Genomic DNA, 21,124 nt, shown 5'->3' on the forward strand with positions numbered 1-21,124 from the left:
CGCCCGACTGCGAACCGAACGTATGCCCGTCATCGACTGCGATCCCGACCGCGCCAGGGAGCGCTTGGAGTCCGAGGGCGTCGAGACCCGCCCCGGGAACACCGACCACGAACTGTGGCGGGCCGACCGCGGAGGCGCGACGGCGGTCGCCTACGAGGGGTCGGTCGTCGTTCAGGGGAGCAACCCCGCCCGTCTGGCAGGGTTCATCGAGGACGGCGGCGGCCGGGCGCACGTCTACTTCGACGGCGCCTCCCGTGGCAACCCCGGTCCGGCCGCGATCGGGTGGGTGATCGTCACGGACGACGGGATCGTCGCCGAGGGATCCGAGCGGATCGGCCGCGCGACGAACAACCAAGCCGAGTACGAGGCCTTGCTCGCGGCGCTCGAGGCCGCGACCGACTACGGTTTCGAGGACCTCGTTATCAAGGGCGACTCACAGCTCATCGTCAAGCAGGTCCGCGGCGAGTGGGACGCCAACGATCCGACGCTGCGCGAAAAGCGGGTTCGCGTCCGGGAGCTGCTTCGCGGGGTCGACGAGTGGAGTCTCGATCACGTTCCACGGGAGATAAACGACCGTGCCGACGGACTGGCAAACGAGGCACTCGATGACTGACGACGCCCCCCACTCGGCCGACGATCCCTCCGGGAATGCGGACGACCGAACCGACGACCCACCGCTCCCCGAGACCGCAATCGAGCGCGCGGAGCGGTTGACCCGACACCTACAGAACGCGGTCGACGACGATGAGCGTGCGGCCTACCGACGCGAGCGCGATGCGCTGCTCGGAGCACACGGCTACGACGCCCGCGTCCGGGCGGGCGAAACCGGCGAGACGCTCGTGTTGTACCCCGCGGAGTGGACCGACGAGGGCACGATCCGAACCGACCGGATCGACGACACGGGCCGGGCGGTCGAGCGTCCTCTCTCCGGCCCCGGTTCCGGCGCTGACTGGGCCGAAATCGACGAGCACAACCGAGCGATCGCGGCCCGCGTCCGGGAGCGACACGGCGAGGTCCACGGCGAGACGGCCACCGCGTTCGCCGAGTTCATGAGCAACCACTACGCGAAGCCGATCGAGCGGGCGACCCCCGACGAGCGCGAGGAGTTCCGCACGGAGTATTTCCCCCGGAACGCGTGGCCGACGGACGAACAGCGCGAGCGGCTCGCGGCGTCGGTTCGACTCACCGTCGAGGCGGCCGAGGAAACCTGACACTCGCGCTCGTGGTGGCCGAGAGGACGCACCCCGGTTCGTCGTCGAGGCGGCCGGGGGGAAGCCACCGGAGTGACCCGATGTCGAAAGCTCTTTGCGACCCTCGGGCACAACGCCGGGTATGGCCGGAGCAAACCTCTGGGAAGACCTCGAGACGGGTCCGAACGCCCCCGAAGAGATCTACGCCGTCGTAGAGTGCCTCAAAGGCGAACGAAACAAATACGAGTACGACAAGGACATCCCCGGCGTCGTGCTGGACCGGGTGCTGCACTCGAACGTCCACTACCCCTCTGATTACGGGTTTATTCCGCAGTCGTACTACGACGACGAGGACCCCTTCGACGTGTTGGTCCTCGTCGAGGATCAGACGTTCCCGGGGTGCGTCGTCGAGGCCCGCCCCGTCGCGTTGATGAAGATGGACGACGACGGCGAGCAGGACGACAAGGTCATTGCGGTCCCCACGGAGGACCCCCGATACGACCACATCGAGGACCTGGCGGACATTCCCCAACAGCAACTCGACGAAATCGACGAGTTCTTCAATACGTATAAAAACCTCGAGGCGGGCAAGGAAGTCGAGACGCAGGGCTGGGAGGACAGGCAGGCTGCGATGGACGCGATCGAACACGCCCAAGAGCTTTACGAGGAACACTTCGATTGACATCCTCCCCGGTCCAAAGGGCGAGGATTCCCCGAAGGGGATATTCAGGTCGTGCGCTTCCTCGGGCCTCAACTACGCTTTCGCGTGGGCCGTCGAAGGTCGCCACCGGGTCCTGTCGTCGTGTATACGTTCCCGCACACTACGGAGCATCTCCGGGGACCTGCCGGCTCCACCGCCCGGTCGACGACCGCCCGACTGCGGGCGGTTTCGAGACGAAAGGCCCTTATGCGACAACCGTCTACTGTTGGATGGACTAGGTCGGGCGGTTAGGCCCCGCTCGCAACCCGCGCTATGGTCTTCAGCGGGGACCGAATCCGGGGCACGTCCGGGCCAACCGGTACGGGCCCCGCAAGCTAACGTCGAAGCCTCGTCCTGCGAGGGCAGCGGTCCGCGCGCCGGCGTCTGCAGGGACGTTCGGGCGCGGTTAACCGCGGGGAATCCGCCAGGCACGGAAGTGAGCAGCGGGCCCGCGGACAGCTGTCGCCCGCAGGGTCGCGGGGTGGAGGAGGCACGCGGGACTCCCCGTATCGAGCGGCCCGGGCACACCCCGGGTCCACCAATCTTTGCGTTTTTGGGTCGTGAGTCGGCCGAGCGGTCAGACAACTCCAGCACCGGCGAAAGAAATATAACAGATCATAACGAGCGCCGCGGAATGAAACAGCGCCTCGTATCGACCGCGAGAGGCGACGCCGACGAACCACCCACAGGCGAGCATCGTCGCCTGCGTGACGAGGTAGAACCGCCAGCCGCTGGCGTCGACGACGTCGCGATCGATCGCGGCGCCCGTGCCCGTCTGTTCACCGACTCTGACGAACCACTCGAGAAGGAACACGTCGACGGCGAGCACGACTGCGAGGAGCAAAACCGCCGTGGTCCACCCGATGACGACGTAGACGAGCATCGCCGAACGCAGTTGCTTTCGCTGATGATACAGCGATCCGATCTCGGCCTGAAGCGTCTCGAACGTCGTTTCGGCATCGCTTCCGACGTCGATCGCTCCGGTGACGAGGCCGACTGTCTGTTCGGCCAGCGGCGTTCCGACGCGGTCGAGGAACCGATCGAGTGCCGCCCGGCGGGCGTCGCCCGCGTCGGGCGCGGCCGTCAGACTGAGCCGGAATACGAGGTCGTCGATATCCGCCCGGAGTACCCGAACGTCGACTCCGTCGGCGGCCCGCCGCACCGCCGTACCGAGGGGATTCCCCAATCCGACGTGTCCGGCGACCGCGTGGACGAACTCGCGTATCTCACGGTCCTTCGCGTCGTCGAGACGTTCACGTTTCACCGCGACGGCGCCCACCGGGAACCCGTACGCCGAATATCCTAACAACACGGCGTCAGTGGTCGGTTCTCCGGACAGCCACAGCAGCCACGCGACGACGGCCGCCGGGAACGCGAACACGAACGCCGCACTCGCCGGGTTCGTCGCCGCCGTCGTGACGGTCGCGATCCCGGTCGGACGTTCGTACGTCCGGGCGTGATCCGGCGGGCGGAGTTCGGCGACCAGAAACGCCGTCGCCCCACCGGCGACGATGACGAACGCCGACCCCCCGTACACCAGCAGTCCCTCGACTGTCGGCGATCCTGGAAGCGGGGTTGCCCCGGACGGCCCAACCGTGAGCGCCGCCGTGATCGTCGCGACGACGACGAGCAGGGCGGGTAACACGAGGACAAAGAGAAACAGCTCCGCGAGGAGATCGGTATACTCGCCCGCCCGCTGGCGGGCACGGGAGCGTTGATGTGACAGCATCCGCGATTCCCGCCGGAGGTACCCCTGCAGCGACTCGGCACCGCCGCCAGCGTGTTCGCGGAACCTCAACAGAAACGGCGAAAGCATCCCGCGGGAAGGCGTCTCCCTGGCGATCCGCCGGAGCCCGGTATCGAGACTTCCGGTCAGTGCGGCGGTTTCGAGCACCCGTTCGAAGGACGTGCTGGCTTCGCCGTAGGCGTCCTGCTCGGCGACGGTCCGTACCATCTCGTGGCGACTCTCGCTGCCGTCGGCGAGCGCACGAAGGTAGCGAGCCGCCCCCGGAAGCGACCGCTCGATGGACGCGCGCCGGGCGCTGGCCCGCCACCGGAGGTACGTCCCGCCCGCCGTGACGGTCAGCCGTTTGGCGAACAGCCCGAAGGCGAGCCCAAGGAGGATGAGAAACGATCCCGGGGCGGGCGAGACGGCCTCGGGAAGCACCACCGTTGCGATCCGCCCTGCCGTCTCAGCCACCGAGACGGATGGCGCGGACCCAACGAACAGGACAGTGCCGAAGGCGAACACCCCAACGAGCCACGAAAGCCCATAGACCCGCGAGAGATACATGTCGAATCCAACCGAGAGCGCCGCCCCGCGGTACCGGTCTCGGTCGACGTCGTGACGGGGACGGTCGGCGTGTCGAGAAAAGAGCGCGTACAGGCCCCGGTCTACGTGTCCGGCTGCTCGGCCGACGACGCGGCTACTCATCTGTCCCCTCACGCTCGCGCCCGATCCGTTCGACGGTTGCCGCCTCGTTCGCCCGGAGGTCGCTCAAGAACCCGAACAGCGCCTCGGGATCGGATACCCCGTCGCGAACCAGGTACTCGACGTACCCGTGTTTTCGATGGAACTCCGACTCGACACTCTCGGGGCTGCGTCCAGTTCTCTCGGCGAGGCGGGCGAACGTCCGGATGTCGCCGGCTGCTGTCGGATCGCCCAGCTTCGGATGTTCGTACGCAAACTCCCAGTCCCCTTCCGGCGTCCGATCGAGGATCCGATCGTACCGGATCGTCACTCCGTCGACCTCGACGCTCCGCGTCGAACGGTCGAGCCGTTCGGCCTCCCGTTCGGAGTACAGTTCGACGACGGAGTCGACGTAGCGTTCGCCGCCGCTCTGTGCTTGAAACACCACGACGTCGACCTCCGGCAGGAGCCGCGGCGGGAGCCCCTTCCTGACGCCACGACGGATGAGCGCCTCGACGGTTTCGGCGTTAGTGGTTCCGAGCACCCCGTAGCCGGTCTGTAACGCCTCCCCGAGGGTTCCGAACGCTTCGGCCGAGTTGATCTCCGGGAGCACTTCTACATCCGGGTTGAGATAGTCGGTCTCCTCGATCAACTCCGGCATCGAGACGTCCCCGACCCCGCCTCGAGGCCGCCGGGCGGTCAGCGAAACGCCTGTCTCGTGGGGGAGCCGAACCTCCCGCGCTCCTTCGCCGATGCTCACCGGGCGGGCGTCGTACCTGATAAACGGCGTGTGGGCGTTCAGGAGCGTCGTCTTTCCGGTTCCGGCCGATCCGGAGAAGAGAACGACTCCGTGGTGTTCGTACAACAGCCACAGAAGCGTCACCAGCTCCGTCGGCACGGACCCGGATTCGACGAGCGTGACCGGCGTTACGCCCTCAGGAGCCTGCTTTCTGATAGAAACGTGCGGACCGCCCTCGGAGATCGCCGGAAGCGCGACCGCACAGCGGATCGTCTGGTCGACCCCGTCGAGGTCGAGATCGACCGTCGCCGAGGGCCTGCTCGCCGAGAGTTCGACCCCGTCGTTGGCGGCGAGCTGTGTGACCACGTTGACGAACGCCTCCTCGGACTCGAACGCGAGGTTCGTCGGCTCCCGAGCGCCGCCCCGAGGAACGACCTTGATCCGTTCGCCGACCCGGTTCGCTTCGATGTCCTCGAGATTGGGGTCGTACATCGGAACCGTGAGTTGTCCGTACCCCACGAGATCCCGGACGACGTAATAAACGAGGTCGTCGAGGCGGTCGCCGCCGACCCTGCGATCCGCCGATGGAACGACGATCCCGTGCTCGGCGAGCGTGGTCCGGACCCCGCGTCGGACCGTATCGACCCATGTACGGGTGTTCCCCGCCCGCAGTTGCCTCGAAAGCAGCGATTCGCCGCGCTTGCGGACGATTGCCGCCCGCTCTTGGAGCGTCGAGTGTTCGTCAATCCCGCCGAGTCCGGCCTCCCAGATCCGGTCCTTGCACTCGGTGATGAGCCGCTCGTCACCGGGGAGTCGGTCCGGTTCGATAACCGCGTATTTCTGTTCGAAGGGATCCGCCCCGAGCAGCCGTTCGCGGTACCGAACGACCGGGACGTCGTAACCGGCGAACTCGACGGTATAGCGCTCGATGCGCTCGGCGCTGAACCGCCCGACGAATTCGGCGTCCCGGATGCCCGTCGCGGCGGGGGCGTAGTTGGCCAAGTGGAGCGACAGTTCCTCCCCAGTGGCATCGGCAACTTCTATCGAGTCGTCGAGCGCGTGTGGCGTCAACGCCCCGAGGCACCGCAACTCGGCGAGGGCGTAGTACTCGAGTCGTCGCCGGGCGGCCGGTGGACACGAGGCGATCTCGTCGATGATCCGCTCGTACTTCTGGTCGAATCCAGCGCGAAACCGCTCGGCGGCACCCTCCCGCGTCCGGGGACGCGTCGGTTCTACATCGGCGAAGTGCTCGCGGACGGCGCGCAGTTTCGACTCCATGTCGGTCGACAGCGATGGCTCGCGAACGTCGTAGTGGAACCCGGCGTCGCCGCTTTCGACCGTGGCGACGACGCCGGGAACGATCTCGTAGTGATCGTGGACCGACGGTGAATACCACGCCTGAGCGCTATCCGGTGGCTCCGGGGCCGGAACTGTCGGCACCTCCTCGAGCATCTGTCAGGAGCTACTCACGTATTTTTATTTAAATGTTCGTCCGAAAACAATCCACGAGTGCCGACCCCCAACCGCGAGGAACAACGGCCTGTCCGATCCGGATTCGTTTATATACTGTGATGCAGGCGCGAACCCCACGAGTTCAGTCGTGGGATACGCGCGGTACGCTCAATCGGCCGTCTGTCCGCATCAATTTTTGTGTGCGGAGAACTGGCAGTTGGCCCGGTGTTTGCGACGGCGAGAGCCGGACGCAAAGACGCAAGCCGACCGCACCGACCGACAGAAAGCAAACTCCCGCCAGGCCGTCGACACGGCAGAGTAACGACGTCGTGGCGGAGTCAGTGTCGTCGGTCACAGCGCGTAGATTCCCAACCGTCAGGATTGATCTGCCCGGCCAACACCGGGTGGGAAACCCGCGACGTTACCCCCGAGAGCACGTCACATTTCAAACGCCCCGTACGCGTCGGCCCACGGTCTCGCCCGCTCCAGCGCCGCCGCGACCGCCAGCACGTCCGTCTCGGCGTAGCGGTGGCCGACGACTTGCAGGCCGACGGGCAGCCCGTCCTCGGTGAAGCCGGCCGGAACCGACGCGGCGGGATGGCCCGTCATGTTGAACACCCACGTCAACATCGCGTCGGTCGGCACGCCCCGCACGGACTCGCCGTCGATCTCCGTCGGGTAGCCGTCCGCGAGGTGTTTGCCGTACGGCGGGACGGTCAGCGTCGGTGTCACGAGGGCGTCGCGGTCGCCGAGGGCTGCCTCGATCGCCCGGTAGGCGTCGGTTCGGGGGACGTTCGATAGCCGTTCTTCGACCGTTTCGACGCCGTCGGCCAGCGTCGCGGTCGCCCGGGCGGTTGCCTCGATGTCCACAGTCTCGATGTCGATCCCGTGTTCGGCTTCGATCTGCGCCGCGAACGCGCCGAAGAAGGCCCCGACCTGGGTGACGTAGGCCTTCGAGAGCCGTCGGTAGGGCGGGAGGTCGACGGCGACCGACTCGACGGCCACGCCGGCCGAGGCGAGATCCTCGACCGCCTCGTCGACGACCGCCCGGACGGCGGGATCGACCGGCTGGAGGTCGAGATTCGGGCTGTAGGTGACCGAGAGCTCCCCGGCCGGCTGGTCGGTCGCCGCCACGTAGTCGGGGTCGCCGAGCGGGACCGAGAGGGGATCGCGGCCGTCGTCGCCGGCCAACACGTCGAGCAACAGCGCCGTGTCCGCTGTGTGCCTGGCGATCGGCCCGCCGACGAACGTCGGCGTCGTCGCGCAGAAGCCGTCCATCGAGGTGTACTCGGGGACCACCCCGAGCGTCGGCTTGAGACCGATCACGCTACAACAGGAAGCGGGCACCCGCAGCGACCCCCCGATGTCCGATCCGGTGGCGAGCCGGACGGAGCCGGCGGCCACCGCGGCGGCCGACCCACCCGAGGAGCCGCCCGCGGAGCGTTCGGGGTCGAACGGCGTCGGCGTCGCGCCGACGAGGCGGTTCTCGGTCTTGATCGTGTGTGCCATCGCGGGCGTGCTCGTCGTGCCGACGACGACCGCGCCGGCGGCCTCGAGGCGCTCGACGCCGATAGAGTCCTCGCTCGCGACGTTGTCCGCGAGCGCCCGGATGCCGAGGGTGTTCGGGACGCCCGCCTTCCGGGTCCGGAGGTCCTTGATCCCCACGGGCACCCCGGCGAGGGGACCGGGATCCTCGCCCGCTTCGACGCGTGCGTCGATCGCGTCGGCGCGTTCGCGGGCCGACTCCCCGATGACTGTGATGAAGCTGTTCAACTCGTCGGTGGCGTCGATTCGGTCGAGCGACGCCTCGACGAGGTCGCGGGCGCTTCGACGGCCGGCTCGCACGTCGGCCGCGAGGTCGCCGACGGCGGCGTCGGGGAGTCCGGACATACCGGAGGATGTCGGCACCGTCTGATAAATCCCGATGGCGAGCGCGTCCCCGCGGAGGCCGAGAGCCTCGATACTGGCCGCGGCCTACGCCGATCCGAGCGGGATCACGAGCGTCTGACAGTCCGTCTCGGTGATGACGTCCTGGGAGACGCTGCCGAGCATCCGGCGCTCGTGGCCGTCCGCGCCCCGCGAGCCCATCACGATGAGGTCCGCGCCGATCTCGTCGGCGTAGGCGATGATCTCCTCGCCGGGGCGGCCCCGGCGGACGACGCCCTCGTTTTCGAGGTCCGCGGTGCTCGCGGCGTTCGTGACCGCCTCGACCGCCCGCTCGGCGTTGGACGTGAGTTCCTCGTCGACGGCGTCGGTCAGCCCCTCCTCGAGCGTGAGGAAGACGCCCCTGTCGATGACCGAGAGCGCGTGGACCCGCGCGCCCCGCTGAGTCGCGATATCGACCGCCGCGTCGATGACCGCGTCCATCTGTTCGCCGCCGTCGGTCGGAACGATGATGTCGTCGTACATCGGGTTCGTCCGGCGGTTGTACCCGAGACAAGTAAACCGGTTCGAATGACGGCGGGGCGAGGTCGGCCTCGGGTACTCGCCGTGATCGCCGCCACAGTCGACGTCCAGGAACCGGCAAAAGAGATAGGTATCGCCGCCTCGGATGTCCGAGTATGTACGACAGCGTCCTGCTGCCGACCGACGCTAGCGCCGGGATGGACAAGGCAGTCGAACACGCGATCGACGCCGCCAAACAGTACGGCGCGCCCCTGCACGTCCTCTACGTCGTCGACACGGACACCTACGCCTCGTACTCCGGCGACGAGTACGTCCACGAGTTCGAGGGCCTCGAAAGCGCCCTCGAGCAGGCCGGCGAGGAGGCGATCGAAGAGGTCGTCGCGACCGCCGACGCCGAGGGCGTCGAGACCGAGTCCGTCGTCAGACACGGCGTCCCCCACGAGGAGATTCTCACGTACGCCGACGAGGCCGACGTCGGCCTCACGGTGATCGGCTCGAAGAACCGCTCGGGGGAGTACCGCCGGCTGCTCGGCAGCGTCGCCGACCGGGTCACGCGGATGGCGGACCGCCCGGTGACGGTCGTCAAGACGCCCGTCGAGGAGTAGTCGTCGGCGTCAGCCGCTGGACGGACCCGACACCCCCGGCTACTCGACGACGCTGACCGACTCGCGCTCGAAGCGCTCGCCCCGCCAGCGCCAACTCCCGATCCCGGCGTCCTCGCCGGCGAGCGAGACGATGACGTACGAGCGCCCCGGCCACGCCGCGAGCCGCGTGTCGGTCGCACTCGGCTCGAGCGGCCCCCGCGGGTGGGAGTGATAGAAGCCGACGACGTCGAAGCCCGCGTCGTCGATCCGCTCGAGGATCGCGAGCTCGGCTTCGGGGGCGATCTCGTAGCGCGTTTCGGGGGTCTCGGCCGCGTTGACCGCCCGGTAACGCCGTTCGACGCGGGAGGTTTCGCCGTTGGTTCCGGCGAGGACGCCGACGACCTCCTCGGGAGCCCCCCCGCGTGCGTGTTCGACGATCGCGTCGCGGTGCGGTTCCGAGAGCTCGAGCACCATCTCTCAGACGCTCTCCCGACCCGCACCGAACGGGCGGGCCATCCACGGCTCCGGGGCGTCGAACGCCTCCGGGTGGAGAAGCGCCGCGAGGGTCTCGAGGCTCTCGACGAGTCGCGGCCCGGGGCGGTTCATCAGGTGGTGGCCGTCGACGGCGTGGACGCGACCCGTCCGGACGGCACGGATATCGGTCCACCCCTCGCGGTCGAGCAGGTCGCTGCGGTTCTCGGCGGTCTGTTCGAGGCCGAACCCACAGGGCGCGGCGACGAGTACGTCGGGATCGTACTCGCGGATCGCGGCCCACTCCCGCGGCGTCGAGGCCTCGCCGACCCCGGCGAGGCCGTACTCCCCGCCGGCGAGTTCGACCAGCTCGGGCACCCAGTGGCCCGCGACCATCGGTGGTTCGAGCCAATCGAGGACGGCGACCGCGGGGCGCTCCGAGCGCTCCGCGGCCGCCGTTTCGACCCGATCGATCCGACCTCGGAGGTCCGCGAGGAGTTCGCTCGCTCGCTCCTCTCGGCCGATCGCCGCGCCGATCGCCTCGACGTCCGAGAGGACGTCTTCGACGGTGTGGGGGTCGGTCGTCAGGAGCTCACAGTCGAGTCCGAGCTCCTCGATGGCCGCCTCGACGACGACGGTGTCGACGGCGCACACGTCACAGATGCCCTGTGAGACGACGACGTCGGGGTCGGCGGCCGCGAGCGCCTCGCGGTCGATCCGGTAGACGCCGCCCGCGTCGGCCGACGCCTGGACTTGGCTGTCGATCTCGGCGCTGGACGCGTCGGCGTCGATGCGGGAGTCGACGACCGAGGGGACCTCCGCGACCGACGGCGGGTAATCGCACTCGTGGGAGGTCGCCACCGGCCGGACGCCGAGGGCGCCTACGATTTCGGTCGCCGAGGGTAACAGGGAGACGACGCGTGGGGGCACGGGTGTTTGAAATCCTCCTGTTCGCTCTTGGGGTCGCGGGGGAATGAATCTGCTGGCGCGGATCGCGGAGACGCGCCCCGTCGCCCGTCGGATCACGCTGCCGACCGGTGGACGGACGAGCCACCCGCCCGACGAACGGTTCGCCTACCGTCCGGCCGTCACATCGAATCCGGCGCCTCGACCCCGAGGATGTCGAGGGCGTTCGCGACCGTGTGGCGGGCGGCGACGACGAGCGCGAGCCGCGCCGCACGGGTCGTCTCCTCGTCGGCCGTGACGACCGGACACTCCCGGTAGAAGCCGTTGAAGCGGTCGGCGATCTCGCGGGTGTAGGTCGCGATCCGGTGTGGCTCGTGGGCCGCCGCGGCGGCCTCGACGACGCCGGGGAAGCGCGCGATCGTCGAGAGCAACTCGCGCTCGGCGTCGCTCGACAGCGCCGAAACGTCGAGTTCGGGCTCGATCCCCTCGGCCTCGCCCTCGATCCCGCGACAGCGCGCGTGGACGTACTGGACGTACGGCGCCGACTGCGCCTCGAAGTCCAGCGCGCGCTCCCACTCGAAGGTGATCGCCTTCGCGGGCTGTTTGGAGACGATGTCGTAGCGGACGGCCCCGATTCCGACCTGTTCGGCGATCCGCTCGACGTCTGCCTCGTCGAGGTCGTCGTCGCGAAGCCGGTCGTCGAGGCGCTCTTCGACCTCCTCGCGGGCGCGATCGATCGCCTCGTCGAGCAGGTCGTCGAGCTGGACGCCGGTGCCGGCCCGCGTCGACATCTTCCCCTCGGGGAGGTTGACGTACGAGTAGATCACCGTATCGAGGGGTTGGGTGTCGTTGCCGAGATCCTCCAGGGCTGCCCGCAGCTGGCGGGCCTGGAGCTTGTGGTCCTCGCCGAGCACCGTCACCGCGCGGTCGTAGGTGTCGAACTTCCACTCGTGGTGGGCCAGATCCCGCGTCGTATAGAGCGAGGTGCCGTCCGAGCGGAGGAAGACGAGGTTCTTCTCGATGTCCTCGAAGGCGAGTTGCCAGGCGTCGTCCTCGTAGACCGCCCGGTCGTGCTCCTTCAGGCGTGCGACGACGTCGTCGGTCGAGCCGTCCCGCATGAACCGCGTCTCCTTGACGAACTCGTCGAACGCCGCCGGTAGCCGACCCAGACACCGCTGCATCCCGTCCAACACGGTGTCGACGACCTCGGTGACGCGCTCGTAGGTCGCCTCGTCGCCGGCCTCGAGGCCCTGCATGATGGTCTCGATCTCGGCCTCGGCGGCTTCGACCGCCTCGGGATCGGCGTTCTCCAGGAACTCGTTGCCCTTGCGGTAGTACCGGACCATCCGGTACTCGGCGCGGTCGCGGGCGGGCTCCGGTAGCTCGGACTCCGCGAACGTCTCGTAGGCCCACGTGAAGACGGCCATCTGCCGGCCGGCGTCGTTGACGTAGTAGTGTCGATCCACGTCGTAGCCGGCGTACGAAAGCAGGTTCGCAACGGCGTCGCCGACGATCGGGTTGCGCGCCCGCCCGACGTGGACCGGCCCGGTCGGGTTCGCGGAGGTGTGCTCGACGACGACTGCGGTGTCGCGGTCGGGCAACGAGCCGTACGTCTCCGCCTGGCCGGCCACGAGCGTCCCCTCGAAGTACGCCTCGCTCGGGGAGAAATTGAGGTACGGTCCCTCGGCGTCGACCTCGCCGATGTAGTCGTACCCGTCGGCGTCGAGCGCCGCGCGCAGTTCGGCGGCGACCTCCGGCGGGGGAGCGCCGGCCGCCGAGGCGAGCCGGAAGGCGACGCTGGAGGCGAAGACGGCCTCGCGCCCCTCGGGTGGCTCCTCGATACCGAGGTCGTCGGCCGGGTAGCCACAGTCGGCGAGCGCGTCGGCGAGGGCCGCCTCGACCTCCTCGCGCAGAGCGATGAACATACCTCTCTTTGCCCGCCACCGGATAAAGGGGCTTTCGAAGAGCGCCCCGCCGCCGCCCGGATCGAAACGTCGACCACCGAACGCGACGGACCACGGGCTTTAGGACGCTGTGCGTCGAGGGGGACGTATGCCCAAGCAGGTCGACGATCCCGACTACCACAGCGAGAACCACACCGCCGCCCAGACCTGCGGGTGGACGGCCAACGCCCTCCGCGGCGAGGGCCGCTGTTACAAAAATCACTTTTACGGCATCCAATCGCACCGCTGCATCCAGATGACGCCCGTCGTCAAGTGCAACGAGCGCTGTGTGTTCTGCTGGCGCGACCACGCCGGCCACGCCTACGAACTCGGCGACGTGGAGTGGGACGACCCCGACGCCGTCGCCGAGGCCTCGATCGAACTCCAGCGGACGCTCCTCAGCGGCTTCGGCGGCAACGACGCGGTCCCCGAGGAGGCCTTCGAGGAGGCGATGGAGCCCCGCCACGTCGCCATTTCGCTGGACGGCGAGCCGACGCTGTACCCCCACCTGCCGGAGCTCATAGAGGCGTTTCACGACCGGGGGATCACGACGTTTCTCGTCTCGAACGGAACCCGACCGGAGGTCCTCGAACGGTGTGACCCGACGCAGTTGTACGTGAGCGTCGACGCCGCCGACCGGAAGACGTTCGGCGAGGTCGTCAACGCACTCGAGGACGACGCCTGGGACCGACTCGTCGAGACCCTTGATGTCCTCGCCGATAAGGACGACACCCGGACGGTGCTGCGGACGACGCTGTTGTCGGGGCACAACACCCACCGCCCCGAGTGGTACGCGGCGATGTACGACCGCGCCGACGCCGACTTCGTCGAATTGAAGGCGTACATGCACGTCGGCAACTCCCGTGACCGACTCGACCGGGACGTGATGCCCGATCACGAGGCGGTGCTCGCCTTCGCCGAGGCCGTCGGGGAGTACCTGCCGACCCACCCCGTCGTCCGCGACGTCGAGGCGTCCCGGGTCGCCCTGCTGGCGCGGGAGCCGGACACGATGGTACCGGAGCTGAAAGGCGGCAGCGACTTCTGGCGCGAGGAGCCGTACGCGGACTCCTGACGGGTACGCAGCGTCCGGATCGCACGCGTGGCCGCCTCCGACACGTTTTAGTTCGCCACTCGTCTAGTTCAAATAAGTGGTCCGGCACCTGTTCTCATTTCCGTTACGTGTTCCAGATTCGTTACGGTTAAGAACGCGGAGACCCTACGTTCGGATATGCCACGAACGACCGGACGCGTCGGCCACGACGAGCTGGCGACGCTGAAACTCGTCGCGCTCGACGGTGCCCTCGAGAGCCGGACGACGGTCACCTGTTCGGCGCTGGCCGACCGCCTCGACGCGTCGAACCAGACCGCTTCCCGGCGGCTTCAGCGTCTGGAGGACGCCGAGTACCTGACGCGGGAGGTGACGGGTGACGGACAGATCGTCTCGCTCACCGAGGCAGGCGAGCGCGCCCTCCAGGGCGAGTACGCCGACTACCGGCGGCTCTTCGAGGGCGACGCCGACGTGACGCTCCGGGGGACCGTCACCAGCGGTATGGGCGAGGGGCGACACTACATTTCCCTGCCCGGCTACATGCGGCAGTTCCGCGAGCGCCTCGGCTACGAGCCGTTCCCCGGGACGCTGAACGTCGAGCTGGGCGACGACAGCGCCCGGACGCGCTCCCGGATGGACGCCCTCGATCCGGTCGAGATCGACGGGTGGGCCGACGACGAACGCACCTACGGCCCTGCGTTCTGCTGGCCGGCGACGGTCGAGACGGCCGACGGCGAGCGTTACAAAGAAGCCCACGTCATCGCCCCCGAGCGCACCCACCACGACGCCGACCAACTCGAAGTGATCGCCCCGGAGAAACTCCGCGAAACGCTCGCCATCGACGACGGCGACGAACTCGAGGTCCATGTCTCGGAGCAGTGAGACCGCGGCCGCCGACTACGGCGTCGACGCCGCCGTCTCGGCGTTCTCGGCCGGCCGCCCGGTGTTGATTCACGACGCGACCGACCGCGAGGGCGAGGTCGACCTCGTCTACCCGGCCGCCGCGGTCGCCCCCGAGGACGTCGCCCGCCTCCGGAACGACGCCGGCGGACTGGTCTGTGTTGCGCTCCCCGAGTCGGTCTGTGAGACCTGGGAGTTGCCGTTCGCCCAGCAATTGCTTTCGCATCCGGCCGGCGCGGACCACGAGTTGGGTTACGACGAGCGATCCTCGTTTTCGATCACGGTGAACCACCGGGGGACGTTCACCGGGATTACCGACGAGGACCGCGCGCTCACCATCTCCGAACTCGGGGCCGCCGCGGGACGGATCGCCACGGAGCGGCGGATCGCGGGCGACGGCGCCGGCAGCGCTATCGCGACCGACGCCGAGCGCTTCGCCGAGTCGTTCCGCGCCCCCGGACACGTCCACCTGCTCCGGGCCGCGCCAGGCGGTCTGGCCGACCGGGAGGGCCACACCGAACTCGGGTTGGCCCTCGCCGACGCGGCGGGCGTCGAACCCGCCGTCGTGGTCTGCGAGATGCTCGACGACGGGACCGGCGGCGCGCTCTCGCCCACCGCCGCCCGGGCGTACGCCGACCGCAACGACCTCCCCTACGTCGAGGGGAGCGAGTTGATCGCCCGGTTTGGCTGAGCCGCCTTCGGGCGATCACGCCCGCCGGAGCAGCGATATCGCCACGGCGTAGCGCGCCCCGCGCTCGCAGTCGACGGTCGTGTCTGGTTCGTCGCCGTCGCACTCGATGCTCCGTCCGCAGCACTGACAGGTGATCTCGAACTCCACGGGTGGCTGTGCGCCGGACGTTCGCGCCGATCGGCGGCCGAAAACCGCGCGTCGTGGATCGCTCTACCGGATCGCCGGCGACCGACGAACGGTACCTCCGGGTGGCCCGTGAGAGGGGCGTCGACGCGTGCAGACGTCGTTCCCCCCCGGCGCACGTCCCGTACGCGAGGGCCATTCTCGTCGTCCCGGGCGAAAGGCGTACGGGCTGGCGGCGCCGTCGCCCGGGTTCCGGGCACGGACACTCGAACGGGCCGCCGAACACGCCGAGGCTCCGGGCGTGCGGTCTCGCTTCGCTCGCTCGTTTCGGGCTCCGACTCGTCCGCCCAACTCCCCGTGGAAATTTTATAGTATATAACCTCCTCGCTCCGCTCGCCGCCGTGAGGAGTGAGCGTCCTGACGGAGTCCCACGCGAGCGAAGCGAGCGTGGGGCACGTCAGGACCGAACGACGACGCGGTCGCTGCAAACGCAGCGACCGCGAGGAGTGAGCGTCCTGACGGAGATTTGAACTCGCCAAGAGGGTCCGGGCATGCGACCTCGCTTCGCTCGGTCGTTCCGGGCTGCCACTTGTCTGCTCAAATCTCCGGGGACGTTTCCTTCAGCGCGCAGGGTTCGCTACGCTCATCCGTTTGCGCTGAAGAGAAACGTCCTGACGGAGTCCCACGCGAGCGAAGCGAGCGTGGGGCACGTCAGGACCGAACGACGACGCGGTCGCTGCAACGCAGCGACTGCGAGGAGTGAGCGTCCTGACGGAGATTTGAACTCCGGTCCCTGGCTCCGCAAGCCAAGAGGATAGTCCACTACCCTACCAGGACTCACATACACGTACCTCGGTTCGACGTATATGGGTTACGGTTCGATAGCGAGGGCGGCGAGGATTTATATACGAATCCGGGGCAAGCGGGCGTATGCCACGCCGTCGCGACACCGAACCGTACCGACACCGACAACGCTTTTCGGGAGGCCGTGTTTGCTCTCCGTAGCAATGGGCGCCATCGAGGACGTATACGAGGACCTCGACGCCGACGTCTCCGAGGAGGAGTTCCGTGAGGCCGTCGAAGCGAAGGTCGAACAGATGGGCGGACTCGCCGACGAGGAGACGGCGGCGATGCTCATCGCCCACGACCTCGACGGGGGCGAAGTCGAGACGATCGCCGACATCGAAGCCGGGCTCGAGGAGGTGAAGTTCCTCGGCAAGGTCACCGGCGTCGGGGAGTTGCGGACGTTCGAGCGCGACGGCGAGGACGATTCGGACGGACATGTTTTGAACCTCGACGTCGCCGATGAGTCCGGAGCGGTCCGGGTCGCGCTGTGGGACGAGGACGCGGTCGCCGCGGCGGAGGAGATCGACGCCGGCGACGTCTTCCGGATCAAGGGCCGGCCGAAGGACGGCTACAACGGCGTCGAGGTCAGCGCCGACCGCCTCGAACCCGACGAGGAGGCCGATATCGACGTCGACGTCGGTGGGCGCGTGACCGCGGACTCGCTGTCGATGGGCCAGTCCGACGTGAACTTCAGGGGCGTCGTCCTCGACACCGATTCCGTTCGGACGTTCGATCGGGACGACGGGACCGAAGGCCGGGTGTCGAACCTCACGCTGGGCGACGAGACGGGGCGGGTCCGGGTGACGCTGTGGGACGAGCGCGCCGACGCTGCCGAGGAACTCGCTGCCGGCGAGAGCGTCGAGGTCGTCGACGGCTACGTCCGCGAGCGCGAGGGCTCGCTCGAACTCCACGTCGGCTCGCGCAGCGAGATCAACGAACTCGACGAGGCCGTCGAGTTCGTCCCCGACGCGACCGACATCGCCGATATCGAGATCGGCCAGACCGTCGATATCGCCGGCGTCGTCCGCTCGGCGGACCCGACGCGGACCTTCGACCGCGACGACGGTAGCGAGGGACAGGTCCGGAACGTCCGCGTCCAGGACACGACGGACGATATCCGAGTCGCGCTGTGGGGCGAGAAAGCCGACCTCGGCCTCGGCCCCGGCGACGAGGTGTTCTGCGCCGACGTGGAGATCCAGGAAGGCTGGCAGGACAACCTCGAGGCCTCCGCGGGGTGGCGCTCGACGGTCGCCGTCGTCGACGGCGCGGAGCCGGATCGCGGCTCGGAGTCGGCCGGGCTCGATCAGTTCGGCGACGGCCAGTCGGCGGGCGGGTCGTCGGGCGGCGCTTCCTCGGGCGAGATCGCGGACGCCGACAGTAAAACGGACGAGGACGGCGGCCACGACGACCCCGAGACGTTCACCGGCACCGTCGTCCAGCCCGGCGATCCGGTCATCCTCGACAGCGGCGAGGAGACGGTCCGCGTCGAAACCGACACCGACGTTCACCTCGGCGAAGAACTCACCGTCCGGGGCCGTCGCGACGGCGATACCTTCCACGCGGACGACGTATTTTAACTCACCGGCGGCTCGCAAAGATTAAGGCCGACTCGCCCCCGGTGTGGTGTATGAGCGTCGAGTTACCGTTCGCCCCGGTCGATACGGTCATCCGACGGAACGCCGGGCAGCTGCGCGTCAGCGCCGAAGCCGCCGAGGAGCTCGCCCGACGAATCCAGGCTCGCGGGGCCGAACTGGCCGAGGCGGCCGCCCAGCGAGCCACGGAGGACGGCCGGAAGACCCTGATGGCGGAGGATTTCGACGCTCCGATCGTCGACAAGGACCGCCTCGAGCTCCCGATCGCGCCGATCGACCGGATCGCGAGACTCGACATCGACGACCGATACCGGGTCTCGATGAACGCCCGGATCGCCCTCACGGGCGAGCTCGAATCGTACGCCGACACCGTCGCCACCGCGGCCGCCACCCTGGCCCGGCACGCCGACCGACGGACAGTCAAGGCCGACGACATCACCACCTACTACGAATTAGAACCGTACTTCGAATGAAGTTTGGTTACCGCGAGATCTGTCTGGAACACGATACCGGCCCGCGGCATCCGGAGACGGCCGACCGGATTCGGGCGATCAGACAGGGGATGGCACGGCGCCACGGCGTCGAGTACCGCGAGGGGTTCCTCGCCGACCGCGACGCCATCGAGGCGGTCCACGACGACGAGTACGTCGCCGACGTGGAGGCGTTTTGCGACGACGGCGGCGGCACCTGGGACGCCGACACGGTCGCCGTCGAGGAGACGTGGGAGGCCGCGTTGGCGTCGGCCGGACTCGCCTGCTGGGCCGTCGACGAAGCGCTCGACGGGGCCGACGGCCGGGCGACCCCCTTCTCGATCGGCCGACCGCCGGGCCACCACGCCGAGTTCGACGAGGCGATGGGGTTTTGTTTCTTCAACAACGCCGCCGTCGCCGCCCAGCGGGCGATCGATCGAGACGGGACTGGCGTCGACCGGGCGATCATCTTCGATTGGGACGTCCACCACGGCAACGGTACCCAGAACATCTTCTACGATCAAGACGACGTCTTCTACGCGTCCGCCCACGAGCAGGGGCTGTTCCCCGGGACCGGAGACGTCGACGAGACCGGCGGCCCGGACGCCGAACAGACGATCCTCAACGCTCCACTCCCCGGCGGGAGCGGCGACGAGGAGTACGCCGCGTTCCTCGATGACCTCCTCGCCCCCGCGATGGAACGGTTCGACCCCGATCTGTTCATCGTCAGCGCCGGGTTCGACGCCCACCGCCACGATCCCATCTCGCGGATGCGCGTCTCGACCGAGGGGTATGGATATATGACGGACCGCGTCCGATCGATCGCGGACGCCCACGACGCCGCACTCGCGTTCGTCCTCGAGGGCGGGTACGGCCTCGACGCGCTCTCGGAGTCCGTTGGAATGGTCCACGAGGTCTTCGACGGCCGCGAACCCGTGGTTCCCGAGGGGGACGTCTCCGCGAAAGCCGAAGGCGTCATCGAGGACGTCCGGGACGCCCACGATCTCTGAGGCCCTCACCGACTCCCGGTTTGCGACCCTCGGGACCGCCTACGGCTTCGGGTCGAAGTACGCCGCGAGTTCCGAACCGAACCGCTCGGCCAGCGTCGCGACCGCCTCGCCCGCGAGTACCTCCCGGTCGGCTTCGAGCGCCGACTCGACGTGCGGGCCGAGCGAGACATCGAACAGCGTCGCCTCGAGGAGTTCCGCGGGCGTTTGGGCCTCCCGCGCCCGCTCGACGGCGTAGCGCCCCTCGCGGTCGACGTAGGGGCCGACGACCTCGTCGTCGCGGTAGGACTCGTAGAACCCCTCGGCGTGCTCCCTGACGCCGACCGGCGGCCCGCCGTGCCGGACGACTGCGGGGAGTCGTCCGACGGCGCACTCGACGAACAGCGCCGACTCCTCGGTGTCGGCGAACCGGGCGCTCCGCATCGGCGCGAAGCCGGCGCGATCCAGTGTGCCCTCGACCCCGCCGAGGGATTTCTCCAGTTGTGGGTACAGTTGGTCGTCGACGATATCGGGGGTCGGAAACCGGACCGCGACCGGCGCGGTCCCGCGCTCGTCGATCGCCGCCCGAACCTCGACGGTCGATAGAGGCTCACGCTTTCGGGGTTCGAACGGCTCCATACTCGGGTCGGCCTCGAGGGCACGAGCGTGGTGGATCGTCCGCGCGACGTTTCGGGGCGAACAGACCGCCGCGACGTTGCGCCCGGGGTCGGTCGGGTCGACGACGACGAGCGGATCGTCGAACGACCGGTCCCCGTGGCTCTCCAGGTCGAGACGGATCGGGGGCGACCAGTCGGCGACCGCTCCGACGAACGCCTCGAAGCCGCCGTACTCCAACACGAGCAACTCGGTCAGAAAGCCGGAGAACCCCTTCGTCCGGAGGTCGCTGCCGTACGTGCCGATGCCCGACAGAAACGCCTTCGCGACCCGGACGTCGTCGGCGACGGGGCCGATCCGGTCGGACAGATACGCCGTGTGGAACGGCGTCCGGTCGACCGCCGACCGGATCTCGCTGGCGTCCTCGACGGCGTAACACGGGACGCAGTCCACGTCGAACTCCCGGTACTGTCCCTTGACGTAGGGGTGTTCTGCGAACTCCTCGTGGCCCGCCGGGAGCACCGCGTGACCGACCTCGAGACCGTACCGCTCGAGTTCGTCCCGTTCGAGCGACGGGGGAAACTGCACGAAGAGGTCGATGTCTCGGTCTCCGGCGAGCCAGGTTCCGCGGGCCGTCGACCCGACGAGTTCCGTCTCCGCAGACACCGGTAGGTCCGCGATCGCCGCCTCCGCGCGCCCGGTGAGCGCCTCGACGGCCGACTCGAGGGACTCGACCTCCGAGGTCTCGGGGACGACGCGATCGCGGATCTCCCCGACGACCGATTCGAACGACATACCTCCGATTTCGGCGTCGGTTTTTAAAACGTGTCGATGCCACGAACCGTCGTCGGGGCACGCGGGGGCATCACCCCGGCGTCCGTCCCGACACGGGGGCGGAGGACACGGGAGCCGACCGCTGTGTCGACCCGAATCTGGGACGCGGTGGTGTCGGCTCTCCGGGACGAACGCCTCTCGTTTTCCCCGTGGATGACACAAATTGGCAACCACGGCGGCGATGAAACGAAAGCCATATGTGGCAAATCGGAGTACAC

19 protein-coding genes, 1 tRNA gene and 1 other RNA gene are annotated in these 21,124 nt (G+C 68.5%); 11 read left to right on the forward strand and 10 right to left on the reverse strand.

Annotated elements, in window-relative coordinates:
* Window positions 1–22: 22 nt before the first annotated feature.
* The 4 genes from rnhA (at window position 23) to ffs (ending at window position 2,431) form a co-directional block, all read left to right on the forward strand.
* Complete coding sequence (rnhA, locus tag NMLP_RS01765) at window positions 23–613, forward strand: ribonuclease HI (RefSeq protein WP_015408410.1); 591 nt, start codon at window positions 23–25, stop codon at window positions 611–613.
* Entirely contained in the window at window positions 606–1,211 is a 606-nt protein-coding gene (locus tag NMLP_RS01770) for a DUF7108 family protein (RefSeq protein ID WP_015408411.1), read from the forward strand. Before rnhA ends, NMLP_RS01770 begins: the two co-directional genes overlap by 8 nt.
* 121 nt (window positions 1,212–1,332) lie before the next feature.
* A complete protein-coding gene (locus NMLP_RS01775; RefSeq protein ID WP_015408412.1) occupies window positions 1,333–1,872 on the forward strand; it encodes an inorganic diphosphatase in 540 nt (179 codons plus the stop codon).
* Window positions 1,873–2,117: 245 nt separating this feature from the next.
* Window positions 2,118–2,431: signal recognition particle sRNA (gene ffs, locus NMLP_RS13955), an RNA gene on the forward strand.
* Window positions 2,432–2,467: 36 nt separating this feature from the next.
* Here the strand turns inward: ffs and NMLP_RS01780 are convergent.
* From NMLP_RS01780 to NMLP_RS01795, 4 genes are all read right to left on the reverse strand, one after another.
* Window positions 2,468–4,324: a type II secretion system F family protein gene (locus tag NMLP_RS01780; RefSeq protein ID WP_015408413.1), complete on the reverse strand. Its 1,857-nt coding sequence runs from the start codon at window positions 4,322–4,324 to the stop codon at window positions 2,468–2,470.
* Window positions 4,317–6,491 (reverse strand): type II/IV secretion system ATPase subunit, encoded by a 2,175-nt coding sequence (locus NMLP_RS01785; protein WP_015408414.1) that lies wholly within the window; start codon window positions 6,489–6,491, stop codon window positions 4,317–4,319. Before NMLP_RS01785 ends, NMLP_RS01780 begins: the two co-directional genes overlap by 8 nt.
* A 438-nt stretch (window positions 6,492–6,929) precedes the next feature.
* Window positions 6,930–8,381 carry an amidase gene (locus NMLP_RS01790; RefSeq protein ID WP_049926010.1) on the reverse strand — a complete coding sequence of 484 codons (1,452 nt, stop codon included), beginning with the start codon at window positions 8,379–8,381 and terminating at the stop codon, window positions 6,930–6,932.
* A gap of 84 nt (window positions 8,382–8,465) precedes the next feature.
* Complete coding sequence (locus tag NMLP_RS01795; protein WP_015408416.1) at window positions 8,466–8,900, reverse strand: universal stress protein; 435 nt, start codon at window positions 8,898–8,900, stop codon at window positions 8,466–8,468.
* Window positions 8,901–9,052: 152 nt separating this feature from the next.
* Here NMLP_RS01795 and NMLP_RS01800 point away from each other — a divergent pair, with 152 nt between their 5' ends.
* On the forward strand, window positions 9,053–9,502 hold the full coding sequence (locus NMLP_RS01800) for a universal stress protein (protein ID WP_015408417.1): 450 nt from the start codon (window positions 9,053–9,055) through the stop codon (window positions 9,500–9,502).
* A 39-nt stretch (window positions 9,503–9,541) separates the two neighbouring features.
* On the opposite strand, the gene NMLP_RS01805 is transcribed toward NMLP_RS01800, so the two are convergent.
* The 3 genes from NMLP_RS01805 to argS all read right to left on the reverse strand — a co-directional run bounded on the left by NMLP_RS01805 (window position 9,542) and on the right by argS (window position 12,783).
* Entirely contained in the window at window positions 9,542–9,955 is a 414-nt protein-coding gene (locus NMLP_RS01805; protein ID WP_015408418.1) for a desampylase, read from the reverse strand.
* 3 nt (window positions 9,956–9,958) lie between these two features.
* Entirely contained in the window at window positions 9,959–10,882 is a 924-nt protein-coding gene (locus NMLP_RS01810; RefSeq protein ID WP_015408419.1) for an ABC transporter substrate-binding protein, read from the reverse strand.
* 158 nt (window positions 10,883–11,040) lie between these two features.
* The gene (gene argS / locus NMLP_RS01815; protein ID WP_015408420.1) at window positions 11,041–12,783 is read right to left on the reverse strand and encodes an arginine--tRNA ligase; all 1,743 of its coding nucleotides are present in this window, start codon (window positions 12,781–12,783) and stop codon (window positions 11,041–11,043) included.
* Between the two features lie 127 nt (window positions 12,784–12,910).
* On the opposite strand from argS, the gene twy1 reads away from it, so the two are divergent.
* From twy1 to ribB, 3 genes are all read left to right on the forward strand, one after another.
* Window positions 12,911–13,873, forward strand: coding sequence for a 4-demethylwyosine synthase TYW1 (twy1, locus tag NMLP_RS01820; protein ID WP_015408421.1), 963 nt, complete (start codon window positions 12,911–12,913; stop codon window positions 13,871–13,873).
* A 156-nt stretch (window positions 13,874–14,029) separates the two neighbouring features.
* The gene (locus NMLP_RS01825) at window positions 14,030–14,731 is read left to right on the forward strand and encodes a DUF120 domain-containing protein (protein WP_015408422.1); all 702 of its coding nucleotides are present in this window, start codon (window positions 14,030–14,032) and stop codon (window positions 14,729–14,731) included.
* On the forward strand, window positions 14,715–15,440 hold the full coding sequence (ribB, locus tag NMLP_RS01830) for a 3,4-dihydroxy-2-butanone-4-phosphate synthase (RefSeq protein WP_015408423.1): 726 nt from the start codon (window positions 14,715–14,717) through the stop codon (window positions 15,438–15,440). The genes NMLP_RS01825 and ribB overlap by 17 nt, the downstream gene beginning before the upstream one ends.
* A gap of 15 nt (window positions 15,441–15,455) precedes the next feature.
* On the opposite strand, the gene NMLP_RS15955 is transcribed toward ribB, so the two are convergent.
* Both NMLP_RS15955 and NMLP_RS01835 read right to left on the reverse strand, forming a co-directional pair.
* A complete protein-coding gene (locus tag NMLP_RS15955) occupies window positions 15,456–15,587 on the reverse strand; it encodes a hypothetical protein (RefSeq protein WP_269453336.1) in 132 nt (43 codons plus the stop codon).
* Between the two features lie 740 nt (window positions 15,588–16,327).
* Window positions 16,328–16,400 (reverse strand) — tRNA-Arg (locus NMLP_RS01835).
* Between the two features lie 170 nt (window positions 16,401–16,570).
* On the opposite strand from NMLP_RS01835, the gene NMLP_RS01840 reads away from it, so the two are divergent.
* Genes NMLP_RS01840 through NMLP_RS01850 form a run of 3 tightly spaced genes read left to right on the forward strand, consistent with a single transcriptional unit; the run spans window position 16,571 to window position 19,481 of the window.
* Window positions 16,571–17,986, forward strand: a complete 1,416-nt coding sequence (locus tag NMLP_RS01840) for a single-stranded DNA binding protein (protein WP_015408424.1) — start codon at window positions 16,571–16,573, stop codon at window positions 17,984–17,986.
* Window positions 17,987–18,036: 50 nt separating this feature from the next.
* Window positions 18,037–18,474 (forward strand): histone, encoded by a 438-nt coding sequence (locus tag NMLP_RS01845; protein WP_015408425.1) that lies wholly within the window; start codon window positions 18,037–18,039, stop codon window positions 18,472–18,474.
* The gene (locus tag NMLP_RS01850; protein ID WP_015408426.1) at window positions 18,471–19,481 is read left to right on the forward strand and encodes a histone deacetylase family protein; all 1,011 of its coding nucleotides are present in this window, start codon (window positions 18,471–18,473) and stop codon (window positions 19,479–19,481) included. The genes NMLP_RS01845 and NMLP_RS01850 overlap by 4 nt, the downstream gene beginning before the upstream one ends.
* 39 nt (window positions 19,482–19,520) lie before the next feature.
* On the opposite strand, the gene cca is transcribed toward NMLP_RS01850, so the two are convergent.
* Window positions 19,521–20,867 carry a CCA tRNA nucleotidyltransferase gene (gene cca / locus NMLP_RS01855; protein ID WP_015408427.1) on the reverse strand — a complete coding sequence of 449 codons (1,347 nt, stop codon included), beginning with the start codon at window positions 20,865–20,867 and terminating at the stop codon, window positions 19,521–19,523.
* Between the last annotated feature and the right edge of the window lie 257 nt (window positions 20,868–21,124).

This window comes from Natronomonas moolapensis 8.8.11, assembly GCF_000591055.1.
GTDB lineage: Archaea > Halobacteriota > Halobacteria > Halobacteriales > Haloarculaceae > Natronomonas > Natronomonas moolapensis.

What these genes read in the sequence shown, in the direction of transcription:
- rnhA (WP_015408410.1), top strand. Translation starts at nt 23, where the DNA reads ATGCCCGTCATCGACTGCGATCCCGACCGCGCCAGGGAGCGCTTGGAG.
- NMLP_RS01770 (WP_015408411.1), top strand. Translation starts at nt 606, where the DNA reads ATGACTGACGACGCCCCCCACTCGGCCGACGATCCCTCCGGGAATGCG.
- NMLP_RS01775 (WP_015408412.1), top strand. Translation starts at nt 1,333, where the DNA reads ATGGCCGGAGCAAACCTCTGGGAAGACCTCGAGACGGGTCCGAACGCC.
- NMLP_RS01780 (WP_015408413.1), bottom strand. Translation starts at nt 4,324, where the DNA reads ATGAGTAGCCGCGTCGTCGGCCGAGCAGCCGGACACGTAGACCGGGGC.
- NMLP_RS01785 (WP_015408414.1), bottom strand. Translation starts at nt 6,491, where the DNA reads ATGCTCGAGGAGGTGCCGACAGTTCCGGCCCCGGAGCCACCGGATAGC.
- NMLP_RS01790 (WP_049926010.1), bottom strand. Translation starts at nt 8,381, where the DNA reads ATGTCCGGACTCCCCGACGCCGCCGTCGGCGACCTCGCGGCCGACGTG.
- NMLP_RS01795 (WP_015408416.1), bottom strand. Translation starts at nt 8,900, where the DNA reads ATGTACGACGACATCATCGTTCCGACCGACGGCGGCGAACAGATGGAC.
- NMLP_RS01800 (WP_015408417.1), top strand. Translation starts at nt 9,053, where the DNA reads ATGTACGACAGCGTCCTGCTGCCGACCGACGCTAGCGCCGGGATGGAC.
- NMLP_RS01805 (WP_015408418.1), bottom strand. Translation starts at nt 9,955, where the DNA reads ATGGTGCTCGAGCTCTCGGAACCGCACCGCGACGCGATCGTCGAACAC.
- argS (WP_015408420.1), bottom strand. Translation starts at nt 12,783, where the DNA reads ATGTTCATCGCTCTGCGCGAGGAGGTCGAGGCGGCCCTCGCCGACGCG.
- twy1 (WP_015408421.1), top strand. Translation starts at nt 12,911, where the DNA reads ATGCCCAAGCAGGTCGACGATCCCGACTACCACAGCGAGAACCACACC.
- NMLP_RS01825 (WP_015408422.1), top strand. Translation starts at nt 14,030, where the DNA reads ATGCCACGAACGACCGGACGCGTCGGCCACGACGAGCTGGCGACGCTG.
- ribB (WP_015408423.1), top strand. Translation starts at nt 14,715, where the DNA reads ATGTCTCGGAGCAGTGAGACCGCGGCCGCCGACTACGGCGTCGACGCC.
- NMLP_RS01840 (WP_015408424.1), top strand. Translation starts at nt 16,571, where the DNA reads ATGGGCGCCATCGAGGACGTATACGAGGACCTCGACGCCGACGTCTCC.
- NMLP_RS01845 (WP_015408425.1), top strand. Translation starts at nt 18,037, where the DNA reads ATGAGCGTCGAGTTACCGTTCGCCCCGGTCGATACGGTCATCCGACGG.
- NMLP_RS01850 (WP_015408426.1), top strand. Translation starts at nt 18,471, where the DNA reads ATGAAGTTTGGTTACCGCGAGATCTGTCTGGAACACGATACCGGCCCG.
- cca (WP_015408427.1), bottom strand. Translation starts at nt 20,867, where the DNA reads ATGTCGTTCGAATCGGTCGTCGGGGAGATCCGCGATCGCGTCGTCCCC.